This window comes from Pseudomonas sp. 05N433 (assembly GCF_056396925.1).
Genome location: NZ_JBFTML010000071.1, coordinates 1 through 16,698, shown reverse-complemented (window position 1 = coordinate 16,698; position 16,698 = coordinate 1). Strand labels below are relative to the sequence as shown.

Sequence of the window (16,698 nt, the reverse complement as noted above, 5' to 3'; positions counted from 1 at the left end):
GGTTATCGATGAGAAAAAATGGGTTCCTGTTCCACCGGTACCGCCTTGCCTGCCGCCGGTTTGACCCACGTCAGGTAGGCCAGCACCAGCAACACAATCCAGACCACGCCGACGATCAACGCCGCCTGGGTATCCGGGAAATAACCCAGCACGCCGAAGATGAACAGCATGAAGGCAATCGCCGCCATCGGCGCATAGGGCCAGAACGGCACCGGGAATTTCAATTGTGCGACCTGCTCGGCACTCATGGAGCGACGCATGGCCACCTGGGTGAACAGAATCATCAGCCAGACCCACACCGTGGCAAAGGTCGCGATGGAGGCGATCAGCAGAAACACGTTTTCCGGGATCAGGTAGTTCAGCAACACACCCAGCAGCAGCGCGCAGCTCATCACCATCACCGTCAGCCACGGCACGCCATTGCGCGACAAGCGAGCGAAGCCTTTCGGTGCGTGCCCTTGCTGAGCCAGGCCATACATCATGCGGCCCGCGCCGAAGATGTCACTGTTGATGGCCGACACCGCCGCCGAGATCACCACGATGTTGAGGATGGTCGCCGCCGAGCTGATCCCAAGGTTGTCGAAAATCTGCACGAACGGGCTGCCTTGGCTGCCGATCTGCTGCCACGGGAAGATCGACATCAGCACCAGCATCGTCAGCACGTAGAACAGCAGGATTCGCAACGGTACGGCATTGATCGCGCGAGGCAGCACATGCTGCGGGTCTTTGGCTTCACCGGCGGTAACGCCGATGATTTCAATACCGCCAAAGGCAAACATCACCACCGCAAACGAGGCGATCAAGCCGCCCACGCCATTGGGCATGAAGCCGCCCTGGGTCCAGAGGTTGCTGATATCGGTCGCCTGGGCACCGGGCGCATTGCTGATGCCGAACAGCATGATGCCGAAACCGCCAAGGATCATCGCGACGATGGCCGCGACCTTGAGCAGTGACAACCAGAACTCCATTTCGCCGAAGACTTTGACGTTGCACAGGTTCAAGCCGCCGACCACCGAAACGATGCCCAGCACCCAGATCCAGCGGGAGACTTCCGGAAACCAGAACCCCATGTAAATGCCGAATGCGGTCACGTCGGCCATACCGACGATGACCATTTCAAATGCGTAGGTCCAACCGAGGATAAAGCCCGCCATTGGCCCCAGATAGGTGCTGGCGTACTGGCCGAATGAACCGGCCACCGGGTTATGCACCGCCATTTCGCCAAGGGCGCGCATGACCATGAACACCGCCGCGCCACCGATCAGGTAAGCGAGCAGGACCGCGGGGCCGGCCATTTGAATGGCCGAGGCAGAACCGTAAAACAGCCCGGTGCCGATCGCCGACCCCAGTGCCATGAAGCGAATATGTCGGGCAGAGAGCCCGCGTTTCAAACCTTTTGCTGGCTGTTGCATTTCTCGTCCTTAATTATTCTTATTCGACGCTAAATGATCGTTCCCACGCTCCGCGTGGGAACGATCATCAGAGAAGGAGCTATTACAGGCTAGGCAACAACTTCGCCGTCACCAGGCCATTCAGGCAACGCGTCGCCAACAACTCACTGGCCGCATTGATGTCCGGCGCAAAGAAGCGGTCCTTCTCGTAGAACGGCACTTCAGCACGCAGGATCGCACGGGCTTTTTCCAGTTTTGGCGAGGTTTTCAGACCGTCGCGCAGATCCAGACCCTGGGCCGCCGCCAACCATTCCACCGCGAGAATCCCGCGAGTGTTCTCGGCCATTTCCCACAGACGCTTGCCGGCAGCCGGCGCCATGGACACGTGGTCTTCCTGGTTGGCGGAAGTCGGCAGGCTGTCCACCGAATGCGGATGGGACAGCGCCTTGTTCTCGCTGGCCAGTGCCGCAGCCGTTACTTGAGCGATCATGAAGCCGGAGTTCACGCCGCCATTGGCCACCAGGAACGGCGGCAGTTGCGACATGTGCTTGTCCATCATCAGCGAAATGCGGCGTTCACTCAGGGAGCCGATTTCGGCAATGGCCAGGGCCATGTTGTCGGCAGCCATGGCCACCGGCTCGGCGTGGAAATTACCGCCGGAGATCACGTCGCCTTCAGCGGCGAACACCAATGGGTTGTCCGATACGGCGTTGGCTTCGATGGCAAGCACTTCGGCGGCCTGACGGAACTGGGTCAGGCAGGCGCCCATGACTTGCGGCTGGCAGCGCAGGGAGTACGGATCCTGGACCTTTTCGCAGTTCTGGTGCGAGTCGGACACTTCACTGCGCTCGCCCAGCAGATCGCGGTAAGCGGCAGCGGCGTCGATCTGGCCTTTCTGGCCGCGAGCGGCATGAATACGTGCGTCGAATGGCGAGCGCGAGCCCAGTACCGCTTCGACCGTCAGGCCGCCAAGGGCCAGTGCGCCGGCGAACAGATCTTCGCCTTCGAACAGGCCACGCAGGGCGTAGGCGGTGGACACCTGAGTGCCGTTGAGCAGCGCCAGGCCTTCTTTCGCTGCCAGGGTCAGCGGTGTCAGACCGGCGACTTTCAGCGCTTCGGTGGCGGGCAGCCATTCACCTTTGTAACGCGCCTTGCCTTCGCCCAGCAGCACCAGCGACATGTGCGCCAACGGCGCCAAATCGCCGGATGCACCGACCGAACCTTTCAGAGGAATATGCGGGTAAACCTCGGCATTGATCAGCGCGATCAGTGCGTCGATCACCTGACGACGAATACCGGAGAAACCACGGCTGAGGCTGTTGACCTTGAGCACCATGACCAGTCGCACCAGGGCGTCGCTGATCGGCTCGCCGACACCGGCGGCATGGGACAGCACCAGCGAGCGCTGGAGGTTTTCCAGGTCTTCGCTGGCGATGCGGGTCGAGGCCAGCAGGCCGAAACCGGTGTTGATGCCATACGCGGTGCGGTTCTCGGCGAGGATCTGTTCCACGCAGGCAACGCTGGCTTCGATTTGCGCCGAAGCGCTTTCGTCGAGGGTGATTTTGACCGGTTGCTGATACACATCACGCAGTTGGGCAAGGCTCAGTTGGCCGGGAATCAAATTAAGCGCAGTCACATTCATTCTCCTTTTGAGAGCATTTTTATTAACTAACCAGACGCTCCGGAGATATCCGTTGTCCGTCGCTTCCCGCCTTTTGGAGGGGCCGCGCCTTGGCACGCTGGTGGTTGTGGAAATCAGTTGAGGTTCGGTACAGCCTTGTGCAGCAAAATCGGGTCTTTCAAAACAGCAGCGGCGCTGGCGATGTCTGGCGCCAGCCAGCGGTCCTGGTCGTAGGCCGGAATACGTTCGCGCAGCAGGCGCCACGCGGCATCGGTGCCGGCGCCGAAGCGTTGTTCTTTCAGGAATTCAAAAGCCTGAGCCGCCAACAGGTACTCGATGGCGAGGATCTGCGTGCAGTTTTCCAACGCGCGATGCAGCTTCAGCGCGGCGTTGGTGCCCATGCTCAGGTGGTCTTCCTGCAAGCCCGAAGTGACGTAGTTATCGAGCACCGCCGGCTGCGCCAACTGGCGGTTTTCCGCACACAGCGACGCGGCGACGTATTGCACGATCATCATCCCGGAGTTCACGCCCGGGTTGGCCACCAGAAAGGCCGGCAAACCGCTGACGTGCGGGTTGACCAAGCGGTCCAGGCGACGCTCGGCGATAGAGCCGATTTCGGCCATGGCAATGGCGAGCAAGTCAGCCGCCAAAGCAACTGATTGGCCGTGCGGATTGGCCTGGGACATGACGCGGAAATTGTCGGGCGTGCCCAGCAGCAACGGGTTGTCGGTCGCGGAGTTGAGCTCGGTTTCGATCTGTTTTCTGGCGTGTTCCAGCTGATCGCGGGCAGCGCCGTGCACTTGCGGAATCGAGCGGATGCTCAGCGCATCCTGAGTGCGAATGCCTTTGCTGCTGGCGATCACTTCACTGCCGTCGAGCAACGCCCGCAGATTGATACCCACCTGTTGCATGCCCGGATGCGGTTTGAGCGCAATGATCTCAGCATCGAACGCGGCAATCTGACCACGCTGGGCTTCGAAGCTCATGGCGCCGATCACATCGGCCCACTGCACCAGGTTCGTTGCATCGGCCAGGGCCAGGCAGCTGAGGCCGGTCATGCACGGTGTGCCGTTGACCAGGCACAAACCATCTTTGGCACCCAGTTGAACCGGTTGCAGCCCTTCTTCGGCCAAGGCTTGTTGTGCAGAAACGATCTGCCCGCGATAGCTGACATTGCCGACGCCCAGCAGCGCGATACCGATGTGGGCCATGTGGGTCAGATAACCGACCGACCCCTGGGACGGCACCTGCGGAGTGATGCCGCGATTGAGCAGCGCCAGCAATGCTTCGACCACCCGGCGGTGAATGCCGGATTTGCCATGGCTGTAGTTGTGGATCGCGGCGCAGAGGATCGCGCGAGTCTGCTCGTCGGACAGTGGAGCACCGACGCCGCAGGCATGGCTGAGCAAGGTGTTGCGCGACAGCTGGCTGAGTTGTTCATCCTTGAGCGAGACGTTGCACAAGGCGCCCAGGCCGGTGTTGACGCCATAGGCGCGCTCGCCGCTGGCGACGATGCGCTGGACGATCGCCTGGGCATTCTCGATCCGCGCCCAGGTTTGGGCCGACAGCTCAAGCTGCGCACCGTGGCGGGCGACCGCGACCACATCCTGCCAACGCAACGGGGCATCGGCGATAACGATTTTTTCAGCCTGGGACATCTAGAGCCTCATACAAAATTCATGGACGTATGACACCTGTGGCGAGGGAGCTTGCTCCCGTTCGACCGCGCAGCGGTCGCAGATTTTCAGGGCCGCTTCGCAGCCCAGCGGGAGCAAGCTCCCTCGCCACAAAAACGATCAACCTCAAACCACTGCAGCCCGCCGCTGTACGAACCGGTCCACATACTCATCCGCCGGCGAATGCAGGATCTCTCGTGGCGTGCCGACCTGAATCAGCCGGCCATCCTTGAGAATCGCGATGCGATTGCCGATGCGCACGGCCTCGTCGAGGTCGTGGGTGATGAAGACGATGGTCTTGTGCAGGGTCTTTTGCAGTTCCAGCAACTGGTCCTGCATTTCGGCGCGGATCAGCGGGTCGAGGGCGCTGAAAGCTTCGTCCATCAGGATGATGTCGGTGTCCGCCGCCAGGGCGCGAGCCAGGCCCACACGCTGGCGCATACCGCCGGAAAGCTGATGCGGGTATTTGTTTTCGTAGCCCTTCAGGCCCACGGTGTTGATCCAGTGCAGTGCGCGCTCGGCGCACATCTGCTTGCTCTCGCCACGCACTTTCAGGCCGTAGGCGACGTTATCCAGCACGCTTTTGTGCGGCAGCAGGCCGAAGCTCTGGAACACCATGCTGATCTTGTGCCGGCGAAATTCGCGCAGGGCTTCCATGTCGTATTGCAGGATGTCCACGCCGTCCACCAGGATCGCGCCGCTGGTCGGGTCGATCAGGCGGTTGAAGTGACGCACCAGGGTCGACTTGCCGGAACCCGACAGGCCCATGATCACGAAGATCTCGCCGGTGCCGATGCTCAGCGACAGGTCATTCACGCCAACCACGCAACCGGTTTCGGCCAGTACCTGGTCTTTGGTTTTGCCCTGGCTAATCATGGCCAGCGCATCCTTGGAACGGTTGCCGAAAATCTTGAAGACGTTTTTGACTTCGATCTTGCTGATGGCTGCGTTGCTCATTTGCTCACCTCATGCCGTGCACGACCGTACGCCTGTGTAATGCGGTCGATCACCACTGCCAGAATCACGATCGCCAGACCGGCCTCAAGACCACGTCCGACGTTGAGGGTCTGAATCCCCACCAATACGTCTTCACCCAAGCCACGGGCACCGATCATCGAGGCGATCACCACCATCGACAGGGCCATCATGGTGGTCTGGTTGATCCCGGCCATGATGCTCGGCAGGGCCAGCGGCAGTTGCACGCCGAACAGTTGCTGCCAGCGGTTGGCACCGAAGGCGTTGATCGCTTCCATCACTTCACCGTCAACCTGGCGAATACCCAGATCGGTCAGGCGGATCAGCGGCGGCGCAGCGTAAATAACGGTAGCGAAAATCGCCGGGACCTTGCCCAGGCCGAACAGCATCAGCACCGGGATCAGGTACACAAAGCTCGGCATGGTTTGCATGATGTCCAGCAACGGCATCAACACCGAACGCAGGCGATTGCTGCGCGCAGAAAGAATGCCCAACGGAATGCCGATCAGCACCGAGATGACCGTCGCCACCATCATCAGCGCCAGGGTCTGCATCAGCTTGTCCCAGAGACCGACCGCGCCCACCAGGAACAGCAGGCCGACGATGACCGCCGTGGTCACGACTTTGCGGGTCGCGTGCCAAGCCACGCCCGCCACGATCGCCAGCATCAGCCACCAGGGCGCCGCACGCAGCAGCCCTTCAAGATTGACGATGGCCCACAGCAGGGTGTCAGAGATGCTGCGGAACACGTCGCCGTAGTTGGTGACCAGCGTATCGACCCAACCGTTGACCCAGTCGGCGATGGAAAAGGTAAAGCTTTCGGGAAACATAAGAGACTCTCAATCAAGGGGTTGCGATCAAGCATCCGACTGCCGTTGCCGACAGTCGGAGAGGCTCAACCTACAAGGCCGCGTCGATTTTCTTGGCTGCGTCTTCGCTCACCCACGCGTGCCAGACTTCAGGATGTTCCTTCAAGAAGATCTTGGCCAGTTTTGGCGACTCGATCCGCTCTTTGGCCATACGCCCCAGGTTCTGATTCAACAGGTCGATCGGCAGGTTGACCTTTTCCAGCACGGTCACCAGTTCCGGGGCCTGCTCGTGGAAAGTCTTGGAGAGGCCGACCTTGATGGTCACGCGCTTGTCGACACCCGGTTTTTCTTCCAGTTTGACCACGTCGATCTGGCCCATCAGCGGGGTTGGCGACCAGTAGTAGAAAAGGATCGGCTCGCCACGCTTGTAGCTCGACAGCACCGCCGCATCCAGCGCCGGGCCGGTGCCTGGACGGAAGTTGGTGTAGCTGTTTTCCAGGCCGTAGCTTTTCAGCATTTCGCTGTTATCCAGCTCGCAGGTCCAGCCGGCCGGGCAATTGTAGAAACGCCCTTTGGATGGCTCTTCGGCGTCCTTGAATACCGCGGAATATTTAGCCAGATCGGCAATGTTTTTCAGGTCCGGAGCCTTGGCTTCCAGTTTGCGCTTGGCGTCGCCTTCGATCACGTAGCGCGGCACGTACCAGCCTTCGACGGCACCCACCACCGGAGCGCCGACACCGACGACCTTGCCGGCCTTCTCGGCCTTGTTCCAGACTTCGCTGCGGCCGACCCACTCTTCGGCGAACACTTGGATGTCGTTGCTGCTCAGGGCGTTTTCCATGGTGATGGAGTTGCCCGGCAGGCTGTCGGTCTTGCAGTCGTAGCCTTTCTCCAACACGACTTGCAGCACGTCGGTCAGCAGCATGGCGCTTTCCCAGTTCAGGCCGGCGAATTTCACCGGTTTACCCGATTCGCACCAGCCAGCCGCCTGGGTAGCACCGGCACTGGCCAGCAGGCCCATGGAAAGCAAAGTGGTCAGCAGGGTCTTGTTCGATTTCATTGTGTGACGCTCCTAATCATGAGTTGGCTTACGGCAGTCAAGAGGCATCCAGCCCTGTCCACGTCCAATCAGGCCTGCGCTACGCGCGACCCGCCCCGCTTATTGTTGGGTCTGCAACATCGTGATCTCTGCAGGAGCTGCCGCGACAGCTCCTGCAGTGGTCTTTTCTCTTATTTGCCGGTGATCATCGGCAGGTTCAGCCCCTGTTCCTTGGCGCAGTCGATCGCGATCTGGTAACCCGCATCGGCGTGACGCATGACACCGGTGGCCGGGTCGTTGTGCAGCACGCGAGCGATACGCTCGGCCGCTTCGTCAGTACCGTCGCAGACAATCACCATGCCCGAGTGCTGGGAGAAGCCCATGCCGACGCCGCCGCCGTGGTGCAGGGAAACCCAGGTCGCGCCGCTCGCGGTGTTCAGCAGAGCGTTGAGCAGTGGCCAGTCGGACACGGCGTCGGAACCGTCCTGCATCGATTCGGTTTCGCGGTTCGGGCTGGATACGGAGCCGGAGTCCAGGTGGTCGCGACCGATCACGATTGGCGCGGACAATTCACCGCTACGGACCATTTCGTTGAACGCCAGACCGAGCTTGGCGCGCAGGCCCAGGCCAACCCAGCAGATACGTGCCGGCAGACCCTGGAAGCTGATGCGCTCGCGAGCCATGTCCAGCCAGTTGTGCAGGTGGGCGTCGTCCGGGATCAGTTCTTTGACTTTGGCGTCGGTCTTGTAGATGTCCTGCGGGTCGCCCGACAGTGCAGCCCAACGGAACGGGCCGATGCCACGGCAGAACAGTGGACGGATGTAAGCCGGTACGAAACCCGGGAAGTCGAATGCGTTTTCCACGCCTTCTTCTTGCGCCATCTGACGGATGTTGTTGCCGTAGTCGAAGGTCGGCACGCCCATTTTCTGGAAGTCCAGCATCGCTTTAACGTGCACGGCCATCGATTGCTTGGCGGCCTTGACCACGGCAGCAGGTTCGGTCTTGGCGCGAGCGCGGTATTCGTCCCAGGTCCAGCCGGCCGGCAGGTAGCCGTTGAGCGGGTCGTGGGCGCTGGTCTGGTCGGTGACCATGTCCGGGCGCACGCCACGACGGACCAGTTCCGGGAGGATTTCCGCAGCGTTGCCCAGCAGGGCGATGGAGATCGCCTTGCCTTCGGCAGTGTATTTGGCGATACGGGCCAGGGCGTCGTCGAGGTCTTTGGCTTGCTCGTCGACGTAACGGCTTTTCAGACGGAAATCGATACTCACTTGTTGGCATTCGATGTTCAGCGAGCAAGCGCCGGCCAGAGTTGCAGCCAGAGGTTGAGCGCCGCCCATGCCGCCGAGGCCTGCGGTCAGGACCCAACGACCTTTCAGATCATCGTTGTAATGCTGGCGACCGGCTTCGACGAAGGTTTCGTAGGTGCCTTGAACGATGCCCTGGCTGCCGATGTAGATCCAGCTGCCGGCGGTCATCTGGCCGTACATGGCCAGGCCCTTGGCGTCGAGTTCGTTGAAGTGCTCCCAGTTCGCCCAGTGGGGTACCAGGTTGGAGTTGGCAATCAGAACGCGTGGTGCGTTGCTGTGGGTCTTGAACACGCCGACCGGCTTGCCGGATTGCACCAGCAGGGTCTCGTCGTCGTTCAGGTTGGTCAGGCTTTCGACGATCTTGTCGTAGCATTCCCAGTTACGTGCCGCACGACCGATACCACCGTAAACCACCAGTTCTTTAGGGTTCTCGGCGACTTCCGGGTCGAGGTTGTTCATCAGCATGCGCAGCGGCGCTTCAGTCAGCCAGCTCTTGGCGGTCAGCTTGTTACCGCGGGCAGCACGGATTTCAACGTCACGAAACTTAGTAGGTTTATTCTCAGTCACGAAAAGAACTCCTCAGCAATCAATCCAAACCAACCCAGGTAGTGGGCGAGCAAGCCGATGGGCATCAGTGCACATCAGCGAATCAGTGGACGATGGTTGAGTCTTCGTGACTCATACACATACGTCTTTACTTGTACATACAAGCATATGCAATCAAGCGGCCAACTTGTTGAATGAGCATCCAAGAAAATTTCTTACAGGGCTGGAAAGCGCCTGGATCAAGGGTTCTGGCGTAAGTGAAATTTTTCGCGGGGATTTATTCGGGGACGTGCCGGTTGTTACTTGAGCATGGTTTTGCGCCACACTGGGGCGTTCGGTAACAAATTGGTGCGCGATGGGGAACGGATTTGCGAGGACGAAAAGCATCGCGGGCAAGCCTCGCGCCCACAAGATTGTCATCGACCTTATGGGAGCGAGGCTTGCCCGCGATAGAGGCGACTCGATATTGGATCAGCGTGCAGTCAGCTCAATGACACAGCACGAACCATTGAGGGCGACGTCCTGCAGACCGACGTTACCGTCCAGTTGCAGGCAATCATGGCGACCGAGTTGCGATGCTTTGTTACCGACCTTCACTTCCAGCGCTTCACTGACACTGAACACCAGCAGAGTCCCGGCTTCACTAAAAAACCGCTGCTTGCCTTCCAGCCACTGCAACCGCGCACTGTAACGATCCGGTGCATAAATCAGGTTGAAGTCGCGAATCGGCCCACCGAGCAATGCGCAGGACACGTGACTCTCGCCATTGAAAGCAAACGGGTCGAGCGGTAACAACGCCCGCGTATCCAGGCCATCGACGCGCAAGGTCATGCCCTCGCCTTGCAGTACGGTGATCACCCGCTCATAACCGGCAAAGGTGGAAAAACCGCCCGACTCGCCGATGTCGGCAATCGACAGGCGCCAACCAAAACCATCAAGACCTATCCCCGTATCACGGGTGATTTCTTCAGTGCTGCCGCCGCCGTTCTTCCACGGCATGCGCGGGTAATCGGCCGCGCGTAATACCTTCAACTGACTCATTTATGGCTCTTTTTATTTGTGGAACCGTCCTTCCAGACGATGACGGGAACCGGGGTGGATCAAGCGGGCGGCGGTCACCGGCTGACGGCCGGACCAGGTGCGGCGACGAATCAGCAGGCACGGTTCGCCCTTTTCAATCTGTAGCAGCTTGCATTCGGATGGCTCGGCAAGAATCGCTTCGACCACATGCTCGCCCTCGGTCAACGGCGCGACCTGATTCAGATAGGCGTAAGGCGTTTGCAGGGTGAAGTCTTGCTTGAGGTAGTCCGGCGCCACCAGCGCGTTGACGAAACGGTCTTCGATTTGCACCGGGATGTCGTTTTCGAAATGCACGATCAGCGAGTGGAACACCTTCTGGCCTTCGCGCATGTCCAGGGCCAGGGCCCGCTCGGAACCGGCGGCCTCTTCTTCGAGGGTGATCACCTTGCACGTGTGACGATGACCACGGGAGGCGATCTCGTCGGCGATGTTATGCACTTCAAACAGCGCAGACTGACTTTTCGGCTCGGCGACGAACGTTCCGACGCCTTGCATACGCACCAACAGGCCGTCGGCAGTCATCTCGCGCAGGGCGCGGTTGATGGTCATGCGGCTGAAACCCAGCTGGTTGACCAGTTCGCTTTCCGACGGAACGCGGTAGTGCGGCGGCCAGTTTCCACTGTCGATTTGCTGGGTGATCATCTGTTTTACGCGGGCGTACAAGGGCGCCGGACTGTCGCCCATGTTCGCGGCCAACGGGGAGACTGGAGGCGGAGTCGGCACGGTTAATCCTTGTTCATTTGGTAGAGGTTGCTAGCTTGCCGGAGTTTACCGAGCAGGCAAACGTCTGTATATGTATATACAAATAACACACGATGGGGTGCTGAACCATGTCCGCCTTCTTTGCCGAACGCGCGCTGCTGCCTAGTGGATGGGCCAACAATGTACGTCTTGAAGTCAACGCCGATGGCGTGCTGACCCATATCCAGGCCGACTCCCACGCAGATGGCGCCGAACGGTTGAGCGGTCCGCTGCTGCCGGGAATGCCGAATTTACACTCCCACGCCTTCCAGCGGGCCATGGCCGGCCTGGCGGAAGTGGCGGGTAATCCGAATGACAGTTTTTGGACCTGGCGCGATCTGATGTATCGGCTCGTCGGAAAAATCAGCCCGGACCAACTCGGCGTTATCGCCCGTCAGCTGTACATCGAAATGCTCAAGGCCGGTTACACATCGGTCGCTGAATTTCATTACGTCCATCACGACAATAATGGCCAGCCGTATGCGGACCCGGCCGAACTGGCACTGCGCATCAGCCAGGCCGCCAGCTCTGCCGGTATCGGTTTGACCTTGCTGCCGGTGCTCTACAGCCATTCCGGTTTTGGCGGACAGACCCCGAACGAAGGCCAGCGCCGCTTTATCAACAGCACCGAAAACTACCTGAAGCTTCAGTCGCGTTTGCAGCCGATTCTGGCGCAGCAACCGGCGCAGTCGCTCGGCCTGTGTTTCCACTCGTTACGCGCGGTCACACCGCAGCAGATCAGCGAAGTGCTGACAGCCAGCGACAAGCAGTGCCCGGTGCACATTCACATCGCCGAGCAGCAGAAGGAAGTCGACGACTGCCTTGGCTGGAGCGGTCGCCGTCCACTGCAATGGCTGTACGAAAACACCGAAGTCGATCAACGCTGGTGCCTGGTCCACGCCACCCACGCCAACCCGGAAGAAGTCACGCTCATGGCCAAGAGCCGCGCCATCGCCGGCCTGTGCCTGACCACTGAAGCCAACCTCGGCGACGGGATTTTCCCGGCGGTGGACTTCCTGGCGCAGGGCGGGCGCATGGGTATCGGTTCCGACAGCCATGTATCGTTGAGCGTGGTGGAAGAATTGCGCTGGCTGGAATACGGCCAGCGTCTGCGCGATCAGCGGCGTAATCGGTTGTATGGCGCGAATCAGCCGATGGTCGGCCGCACGCTGTATGACGCCGCGCTAGATGGCGGCGCCCAGGCGTTGGGGCAGCCGATCGGCGCCCTGGAAGTCGGCAAGCGCGCGGATTGGTTGGTGCTGGACGGCAACGATCCGTACCTGGCGACGGCCAGTGGCGACGGGATTCTCAATCGTTGGCTATTTGCCGGTGGCGATCGCCAGGTGCGGGATGTGCTGGTCAATGGCCAGTGGGTCGTGCGCGATGGGCGGCATGCCGACGAGGAAGAGAGTAACCGGGCATTCACTCAAGTCCTGCGCGATCTCTTGGGCTGACGCAAAAAAAACTGTGGGAGCGAGCCTGCTCACTCCCACAGTTTTTGCTTTTCGGTGACCGTTAGTTCGAGGTCTTGGCCATCTTGGCATCCGACGTACGCCAGATCAGTCGCGTCGTGTCATAGCCCTGCTGACGCGCCCTGCTCAGCAGTTCTTCACGCACTACGCCATTGACCGTCGGGGTCCGTGACAGCAGCCAGAGATGATGGCGGCTCGGGTCGCCGACAATCGCGGTCTTGTAGTCATCGCTGACGTACAACACCCAGTATTCTCCCTTCGACACACCGGGTATCAATCGCGAGAACCAGGTGTCGAATTCGACCCACAGCTTGTCGGCCTTGCCGACTTCCTGTGGATAAGCCCTGCCCTTGGCCTCTTCCCATTGCCATTGCGAAGTCAGGCAGCGGTTCAGCACCGCCATCTCACCGTCAGGCTTGAGGCTGTAATGGGCTTCGGATTGCGCACAGTTACGCTGGAAATACACCGGCAGACGCGCCAATTCGTACCAGGTTCCCTGGTAACGCTTGAGGTTGACACTATTGACGGTCTTGGGCGCCAACGGATCTACGCCAGAAGAGGCGCAGCCGGCCAATACCAGGCCGGCAAAAAGAACGATCAGGAACCGCTTCATTATTTTTTTCTCCCGTGGGCGAAAAGCCCCGGTTTACTTCAGGCCTTGGCCCGAAAACATCAGCACTTTGTCACCGGCATACTGCACGCTGATAAAGCTGTTTTTGTCGCCCCAGGTGCAGCTGGACATGCCGAGTGCGCCCGAGCAATCGGTGGGTTTGCCCAGCAAGGTTTCAACCTGAGCCTTGGGCATGCCGGTCGACAGCTTCGAATAATTTTCCTGATTGATCTTGCTGCACGCGGCCAACAGCACGCAGAACGAGAGCAAGGCGATAGAACGCAGCGACATGGTGTAACTCCTGGAGCGGAAGAGGGGTGGCATGTTGCCAACCAGAAGCTTAGAAGAGAAAACCCTAATCTGGTTCCCCGACCGTCCGCCTATTTATTAGGCCACTCGTCAGCCTTTTACCGATAAATCAGCCCCTTTCTCAGGTCATTGGGTATTTCGTCGGTTTTCGTCAATACCCGCCTAATCTTTGGCGCTGGCCAGTCGACATAAAAGCAGCGCCAAGCCCTCGACTGTGGCAAATTGACGCCCCTTTGCTGACCAGCCACTGCGCGGTAGATCATTTAATGACCAGAAACATGAAATTCAGCCACAAGATCTTGTTGGCAGCCGCTCTCGTGGTGGCCGTTGCATTCGCCTGTTTCATCCTGTTCAACGATTACCGCCAGCGTCAAACCCTGCGCAGCAGTACCGAGTCCTCGATGCAGGAACTCGGCAGCCTGACCACCAGCAACATCCAGACCTGGCTGGAAAGCCGCATCCAATTGCTGCAATCGCTGTCCCAGCAGATCGCCGTGGACGGCAGCGCCCCGGCCAATCTCAAACGCGCCATCGACCTGCCGGCCTATACCAGCAACTTCCAGCTGAGCTACTTCGGCGGCACCGATGGCGTGATGTTCTCGATCCCGGCCGGCAACCGCGCCGCGGACTACGACCCCCGCGCCCGTGGCTGGTACAAGGCAGCCAACAACGCGCAACAGACCATCGTCACCGAACCCTACATCGCGGCGTCGTCGGGCAAACTGGTGATCACCGTGGCCACGCCGGTGAAGTACCAGAGCCAGATGATTGGCGTCGCCGGCGCGGATATCGACCTGTCCAGCGTCAGCGCGATCATCAACTCGCTGAACTTCGGCGGTCATGGCCATGCGTTCATTGTCAGCGCCGACGGCAAGATTCTGATCCACCCGGACAGCAAACTGGTGCTCAAGAACCTGGCCGACGCCTACCCCAACGGCGCGCCGAAAGTCAGCCCGGGCCTGAAAGAAGTCGAACTGGACGGTAAAACCCAGTTCATCTCCTTCACCCACGTTAACGGTGTGCCGTCGGCGGACTGGTACGTGGCGCTGGTGCTGGATCAGGAAACCGCGTTCTCGATGCTCAGCGAATTCCGCACCTCGGCGATCATCGCCATGGTCATCGCCGTGGTGATCATCATCGCGCTGCTGAGCATGTTGATCCGCGTGCTGATGCAGCCGCTGCTGATCATGGGCCGCGCCATGCATGACATCGCCGAGGGCGAAGGCGACCTGACCAAACGCCTGACCATTCATGGCCAGGACGAATTCGGTGCTCTGGGCACCTCGTTCAACCGTTTCGTCGAGCGTATCCATACCTCGATCCGCGAAGTATCTTCGGCCACCGGCCAGGTCAACGAAGTTGCCCTGCGCGTAGTGGCGGCCTCGAACTCATCGATGTTCAACTCCGATCAACAGGCCTCGCGCACCAGCAGCGTCGCGGCAGCGATCAACCAGCTCGGGGCCGCCGCCCAGGAAATCGCCCAGAACGCCGCCCTCGCCTCGCAACATTCGAGCGACGCACGCAGCCTGGCCGAAGAGGGTCAGCAGGTCGTGGATAAAACCATCGCCGCGATGCACCAGCTTTCGGCAAAAATCAGCGATTCGTGCGGCAACATCGAAACCCTGAACAGCAACACAGTGAACATCGGACAGATTCTGGAAGTGATCACCAGCATCTCGCAACAGACCAACCTGCTGGCCCTCAACGCAGCCATCGAAGCTGCCCGTGCCGGTGAAGCCGGCCGTGGTTTTGCCGTGGTGGCCGACGAAGTACGCAACCTCGCCCACCGCACTCAGGATTCGGCGCAGCAAGTGCAGAAGATGATCGAGGAGCTGCAAGTTGGGGCCCGGGAAGCGGTCAGCACCATGACCGACAGCCAGCGCCAGAGCGAAAGCAGCGTCGGCATCGCCAACCAGGCTGGCGAACGCCTGGGCAGCGTGACGCAGCGCATCGGTGAAATCGACGGGATGAACCAGTCGGTGGCTACCGCGACTGAAGAACAGACCGCCGTGGTGGAATCGATCAACGTCGACATCACCGAGATCAACACGCTGAACCAGGAAGGCGTGGAGAACTTGCAGTCGACTTTGCGTGCGTGTGCCGATCTTGAGCAGCAAGCGGCGCGGTTGAAGCAGTTGGTCGGTAGTTTCCGGATCTAAGGCGCTCTCACCGGCCTCATCGCGGGCTTGCCCGCGATGCCGGCATCAGCAACAACGAAAAGCTAGAAGCGCGATCCTGGCCCCGAAAGAAACTCCAGCTCCTCAGCCGTAGACTCACGCCCCAACACCGCATTGCGATGGGGAAACCGCCCAAATCGCGCAATGATCTTCTGATGCCGTTCGGCGTAATCCAGGTTGCTGGCAAACACCGCCCGATCCGCCTCGGGTTGCTGTTCAACCAGATCGAGAAACCGCGAAACCGCTTCGTTCTGCACCGCCAGGTTTTCGCAGTGTTCGAACACCAGATAGATAAAAACCCGCTGGATCGGTCGCAGTTGCCGATCGAAATCCGCGGCAATGCCTTGCGCCACCAGTGCCTGGGCCCTGACGTCGCCGGAAAAGGATTTGGGTGTGTCGCGAAAGATCATTCGCGGCAATTGATCGAGCAACAACACCAGGGCCAGCCAACCTTCGGGGCGTTGCGCCCATTCGATCAATCCGCCGGCCAGTGCCTGCTCGACCAGATCCCCGAAACGCATCCGCGCTTCGAGGTCCTGACTGTCACGCTTGCCGAACCATAACTTGCCCTTGTCAGCCGCTATTTCGTTGGGTGATTCGAAAGATCCAAACCACCATTCGAGTAACGGCTGCCAGGGCGCGGTCATGTTTTATTCCTTGTGGTAAGCCGTGACGCGGGCAACTTCTTCTTTCGAACCGAGGAACACCGCAACACGCTGGTGCAGGCCTTCCGGCTGGATGTCGAGGATGCGCTGGTGGCCGTCAGTGGATGCGCCACCCGCTTGCTCCACCAGGAACGACATCGGGTTGGCTTCGTACATCAGGCGCAGTTTGCCCGGCTTCGACGGCTCGCGGCTGTCGCGTGGGTACATGAACAGACCGCCGCGGGTCAGGATGCGGTGCACGTCGGCCACCATCGCGGCGACCCAACGCATGTTGTAGTTC

General features: G+C 60.0%; 14 protein-coding genes and 2 pseudogenes. 3 read left to right on the top strand and 13 right to left on the bottom strand.

Features of this window, described 5'->3' with window-relative positions; all coding sequences use genetic code 11:
• Positions 1–2: 2 nt before the first annotated feature.
• The 9 genes from AC1DIS_RS26785 to hutC form a co-directional block, all read right to left on the bottom strand.
• Positions 3–1,412, bottom strand: coding sequence for an amino acid permease (locus tag AC1DIS_RS26785; RefSeq protein ID WP_018929178.1), 1,410 nt, complete (start codon positions 1,410–1,412; stop codon positions 3–5).
• 82 nt (positions 1,413–1,494) lie between these two features.
• On the bottom strand, positions 1,495–3,033 hold the full coding sequence (gene hutH, locus AC1DIS_RS26780; RefSeq protein ID WP_018929179.1) for a histidine ammonia-lyase: 1,539 nt from the start codon (positions 3,031–3,033) through the stop codon (positions 1,495–1,497).
• Between the two features lie 113 nt (positions 3,034–3,146).
• On the bottom strand, positions 3,147–4,670 hold the full coding sequence (hutH, locus tag AC1DIS_RS26775; RefSeq protein WP_258672053.1) for a histidine ammonia-lyase: 1,524 nt from the start codon (positions 4,668–4,670) through the stop codon (positions 3,147–3,149).
• A 144-nt stretch (positions 4,671–4,814) separates the two neighbouring features.
• Positions 4,815–5,645: a quaternary amine ABC transporter ATP-binding protein gene (locus AC1DIS_RS26770; RefSeq protein WP_018929181.1), complete on the bottom strand. Its 831-nt coding sequence runs from the start codon at positions 5,643–5,645 to the stop codon at positions 4,815–4,817.
• A complete protein-coding gene (locus AC1DIS_RS26765; protein WP_018929182.1) occupies positions 5,642–6,493 on the bottom strand; it encodes an ABC transporter permease in 852 nt (283 codons plus the stop codon). Before AC1DIS_RS26765 ends, AC1DIS_RS26770 begins: the two co-directional genes overlap by 4 nt.
• 70 nt (positions 6,494–6,563) lie before the next feature.
• Entirely contained in the window at positions 6,564–7,532 is a 969-nt protein-coding gene (locus AC1DIS_RS26760) for an ABC transporter substrate-binding protein (protein WP_018929183.1), read from the bottom strand.
• 170 nt (positions 7,533–7,702) lie between these two features.
• On the bottom strand, positions 7,703–9,385 hold the full coding sequence (gene hutU / locus AC1DIS_RS26755; protein ID WP_018929184.1) for a urocanate hydratase: 1,683 nt from the start codon (positions 9,383–9,385) through the stop codon (positions 7,703–7,705).
• A 450-nt stretch (positions 9,386–9,835) separates the two neighbouring features.
• Positions 9,836–10,405 carry a HutD/Ves family protein gene (locus tag AC1DIS_RS26750; RefSeq protein ID WP_018929185.1) on the bottom strand — a complete coding sequence of 190 codons (570 nt, stop codon included), beginning with the start codon at positions 10,403–10,405 and terminating at the stop codon, positions 9,836–9,838.
• A 12-nt stretch (positions 10,406–10,417) separates the two neighbouring features.
• Entirely contained in the window at positions 10,418–11,128 is a 711-nt protein-coding gene (gene hutC, locus AC1DIS_RS26745) for a histidine utilization repressor (protein WP_161793960.1), read from the bottom strand.
• 146 nt (positions 11,129–11,274) lie between these two features.
• Between hutC and AC1DIS_RS26740 the strand changes: the two genes are divergently transcribed.
• A complete protein-coding gene (locus AC1DIS_RS26740) occupies positions 11,275–12,639 on the top strand; it encodes a formimidoylglutamate deiminase (protein ID WP_064615894.1) in 1,365 nt (454 codons plus the stop codon).
• Between the two features lie 61 nt (positions 12,640–12,700).
• Here the strand turns inward: AC1DIS_RS26740 and AC1DIS_RS26735 are convergent, their stop codons facing one another.
• Both AC1DIS_RS26735 and bamE read right to left on the bottom strand, forming a co-directional pair.
• Positions 12,701–13,270, bottom strand: a complete 570-nt coding sequence (locus AC1DIS_RS26735; RefSeq protein WP_064615892.1) for a lipocalin family protein — start codon at positions 13,268–13,270, stop codon at positions 12,701–12,703.
• Positions 13,271–13,303: 33 nt separating this feature from the next.
• A complete protein-coding gene (gene bamE / locus AC1DIS_RS26730) occupies positions 13,304–13,558 on the bottom strand; it encodes an outer membrane protein assembly factor BamE domain-containing protein (RefSeq protein WP_018929189.1) in 255 nt (84 codons plus the stop codon).
• A 284-nt stretch (positions 13,559–13,842) separates the two neighbouring features.
• Between bamE and AC1DIS_RS26725 the strand changes: the two are divergent.
• A pseudogene (locus AC1DIS_RS26725) lies at positions 13,843–14,877 on the top strand (HAMP domain-containing protein); the annotation flags it as partial.
• Between the two features lie 93 nt (positions 14,878–14,970).
• The gene (locus tag AC1DIS_RS26720) at positions 14,971–15,735 is read left to right on the top strand and encodes a methyl-accepting chemotaxis protein (protein ID WP_370695245.1); all 765 of its coding nucleotides are present in this window, start codon (positions 14,971–14,973) and stop codon (positions 15,733–15,735) included.
• Between the two features lie 62 nt (positions 15,736–15,797).
• On the opposite strand, the gene AC1DIS_RS26715 is transcribed toward AC1DIS_RS26720, so the two are convergent.
• Complete coding sequence (locus AC1DIS_RS26715) at positions 15,798–16,400, bottom strand: DUF924 family protein (RefSeq protein ID WP_477744131.1); 603 nt, start codon at positions 16,398–16,400, stop codon at positions 15,798–15,800.
• Positions 16,401–16,403: 3 nt separating this feature from the next.
• Positions 16,404–16,698 (bottom strand): annotated as a pseudogene (locus AC1DIS_RS26710) (class 1 fructose-bisphosphatase); the annotation flags it as partial.

What these genes read in the sequence shown, in the direction of transcription:
- AC1DIS_RS26785 (WP_018929178.1), bottom strand. Translation starts at nt 1,412, where the DNA reads ATGCAACAGCCAGCAAAAGGTTTGAAACGCGGGCTCTCTGCCCGACAT.
- hutH (WP_018929179.1), bottom strand. Translation starts at nt 3,033, where the DNA reads ATGAATGTGACTGCGCTTAATTTGATTCCCGGCCAACTGAGCCTTGCC.
- hutH (WP_258672053.1), bottom strand. Translation starts at nt 4,670, where the DNA reads ATGTCCCAGGCTGAAAAAATCGTTATCGCCGATGCCCCGTTGCGTTGG.
- AC1DIS_RS26770 (WP_018929181.1), bottom strand. Translation starts at nt 5,645, where the DNA reads ATGAGCAACGCAGCCATCAGCAAGATCGAAGTCAAAAACGTCTTCAAG.
- AC1DIS_RS26765 (WP_018929182.1), bottom strand. Translation starts at nt 6,493, where the DNA reads ATGTTTCCCGAAAGCTTTACCTTTTCCATCGCCGACTGGGTCAACGGT.
- AC1DIS_RS26760 (WP_018929183.1), bottom strand. Translation starts at nt 7,532, where the DNA reads ATGAAATCGAACAAGACCCTGCTGACCACTTTGCTTTCCATGGGCCTG.
- AC1DIS_RS26750 (WP_018929185.1), bottom strand. Translation starts at nt 10,405, where the DNA reads ATGAGTCAGTTGAAGGTATTACGCGCGGCCGATTACCCGCGCATGCCG.
- hutC (WP_161793960.1), bottom strand. Translation starts at nt 11,128, where the DNA reads ATGGGCGACAGTCCGGCGCCCTTGTACGCCCGCGTAAAACAGATGATC.
- AC1DIS_RS26740 (WP_064615894.1), top strand. Translation starts at nt 11,275, where the DNA reads ATGTCCGCCTTCTTTGCCGAACGCGCGCTGCTGCCTAGTGGATGGGCC.
- AC1DIS_RS26735 (WP_064615892.1), bottom strand. Translation starts at nt 13,270, where the DNA reads ATGAAGCGGTTCCTGATCGTTCTTTTTGCCGGCCTGGTATTGGCCGGC.
- bamE (WP_018929189.1), bottom strand. Translation starts at nt 13,558, where the DNA reads ATGTCGCTGCGTTCTATCGCCTTGCTCTCGTTCTGCGTGCTGTTGGCC.
- AC1DIS_RS26720 (WP_370695245.1), top strand. Translation starts at nt 14,971, where the DNA reads ATGTTCAACTCCGATCAACAGGCCTCGCGCACCAGCAGCGTCGCGGCA.
- AC1DIS_RS26715 (WP_477744131.1), bottom strand. Translation starts at nt 16,400, where the DNA reads ATGACCGCGCCCTGGCAGCCGTTACTCGAATGGTGGTTTGGATCTTTC.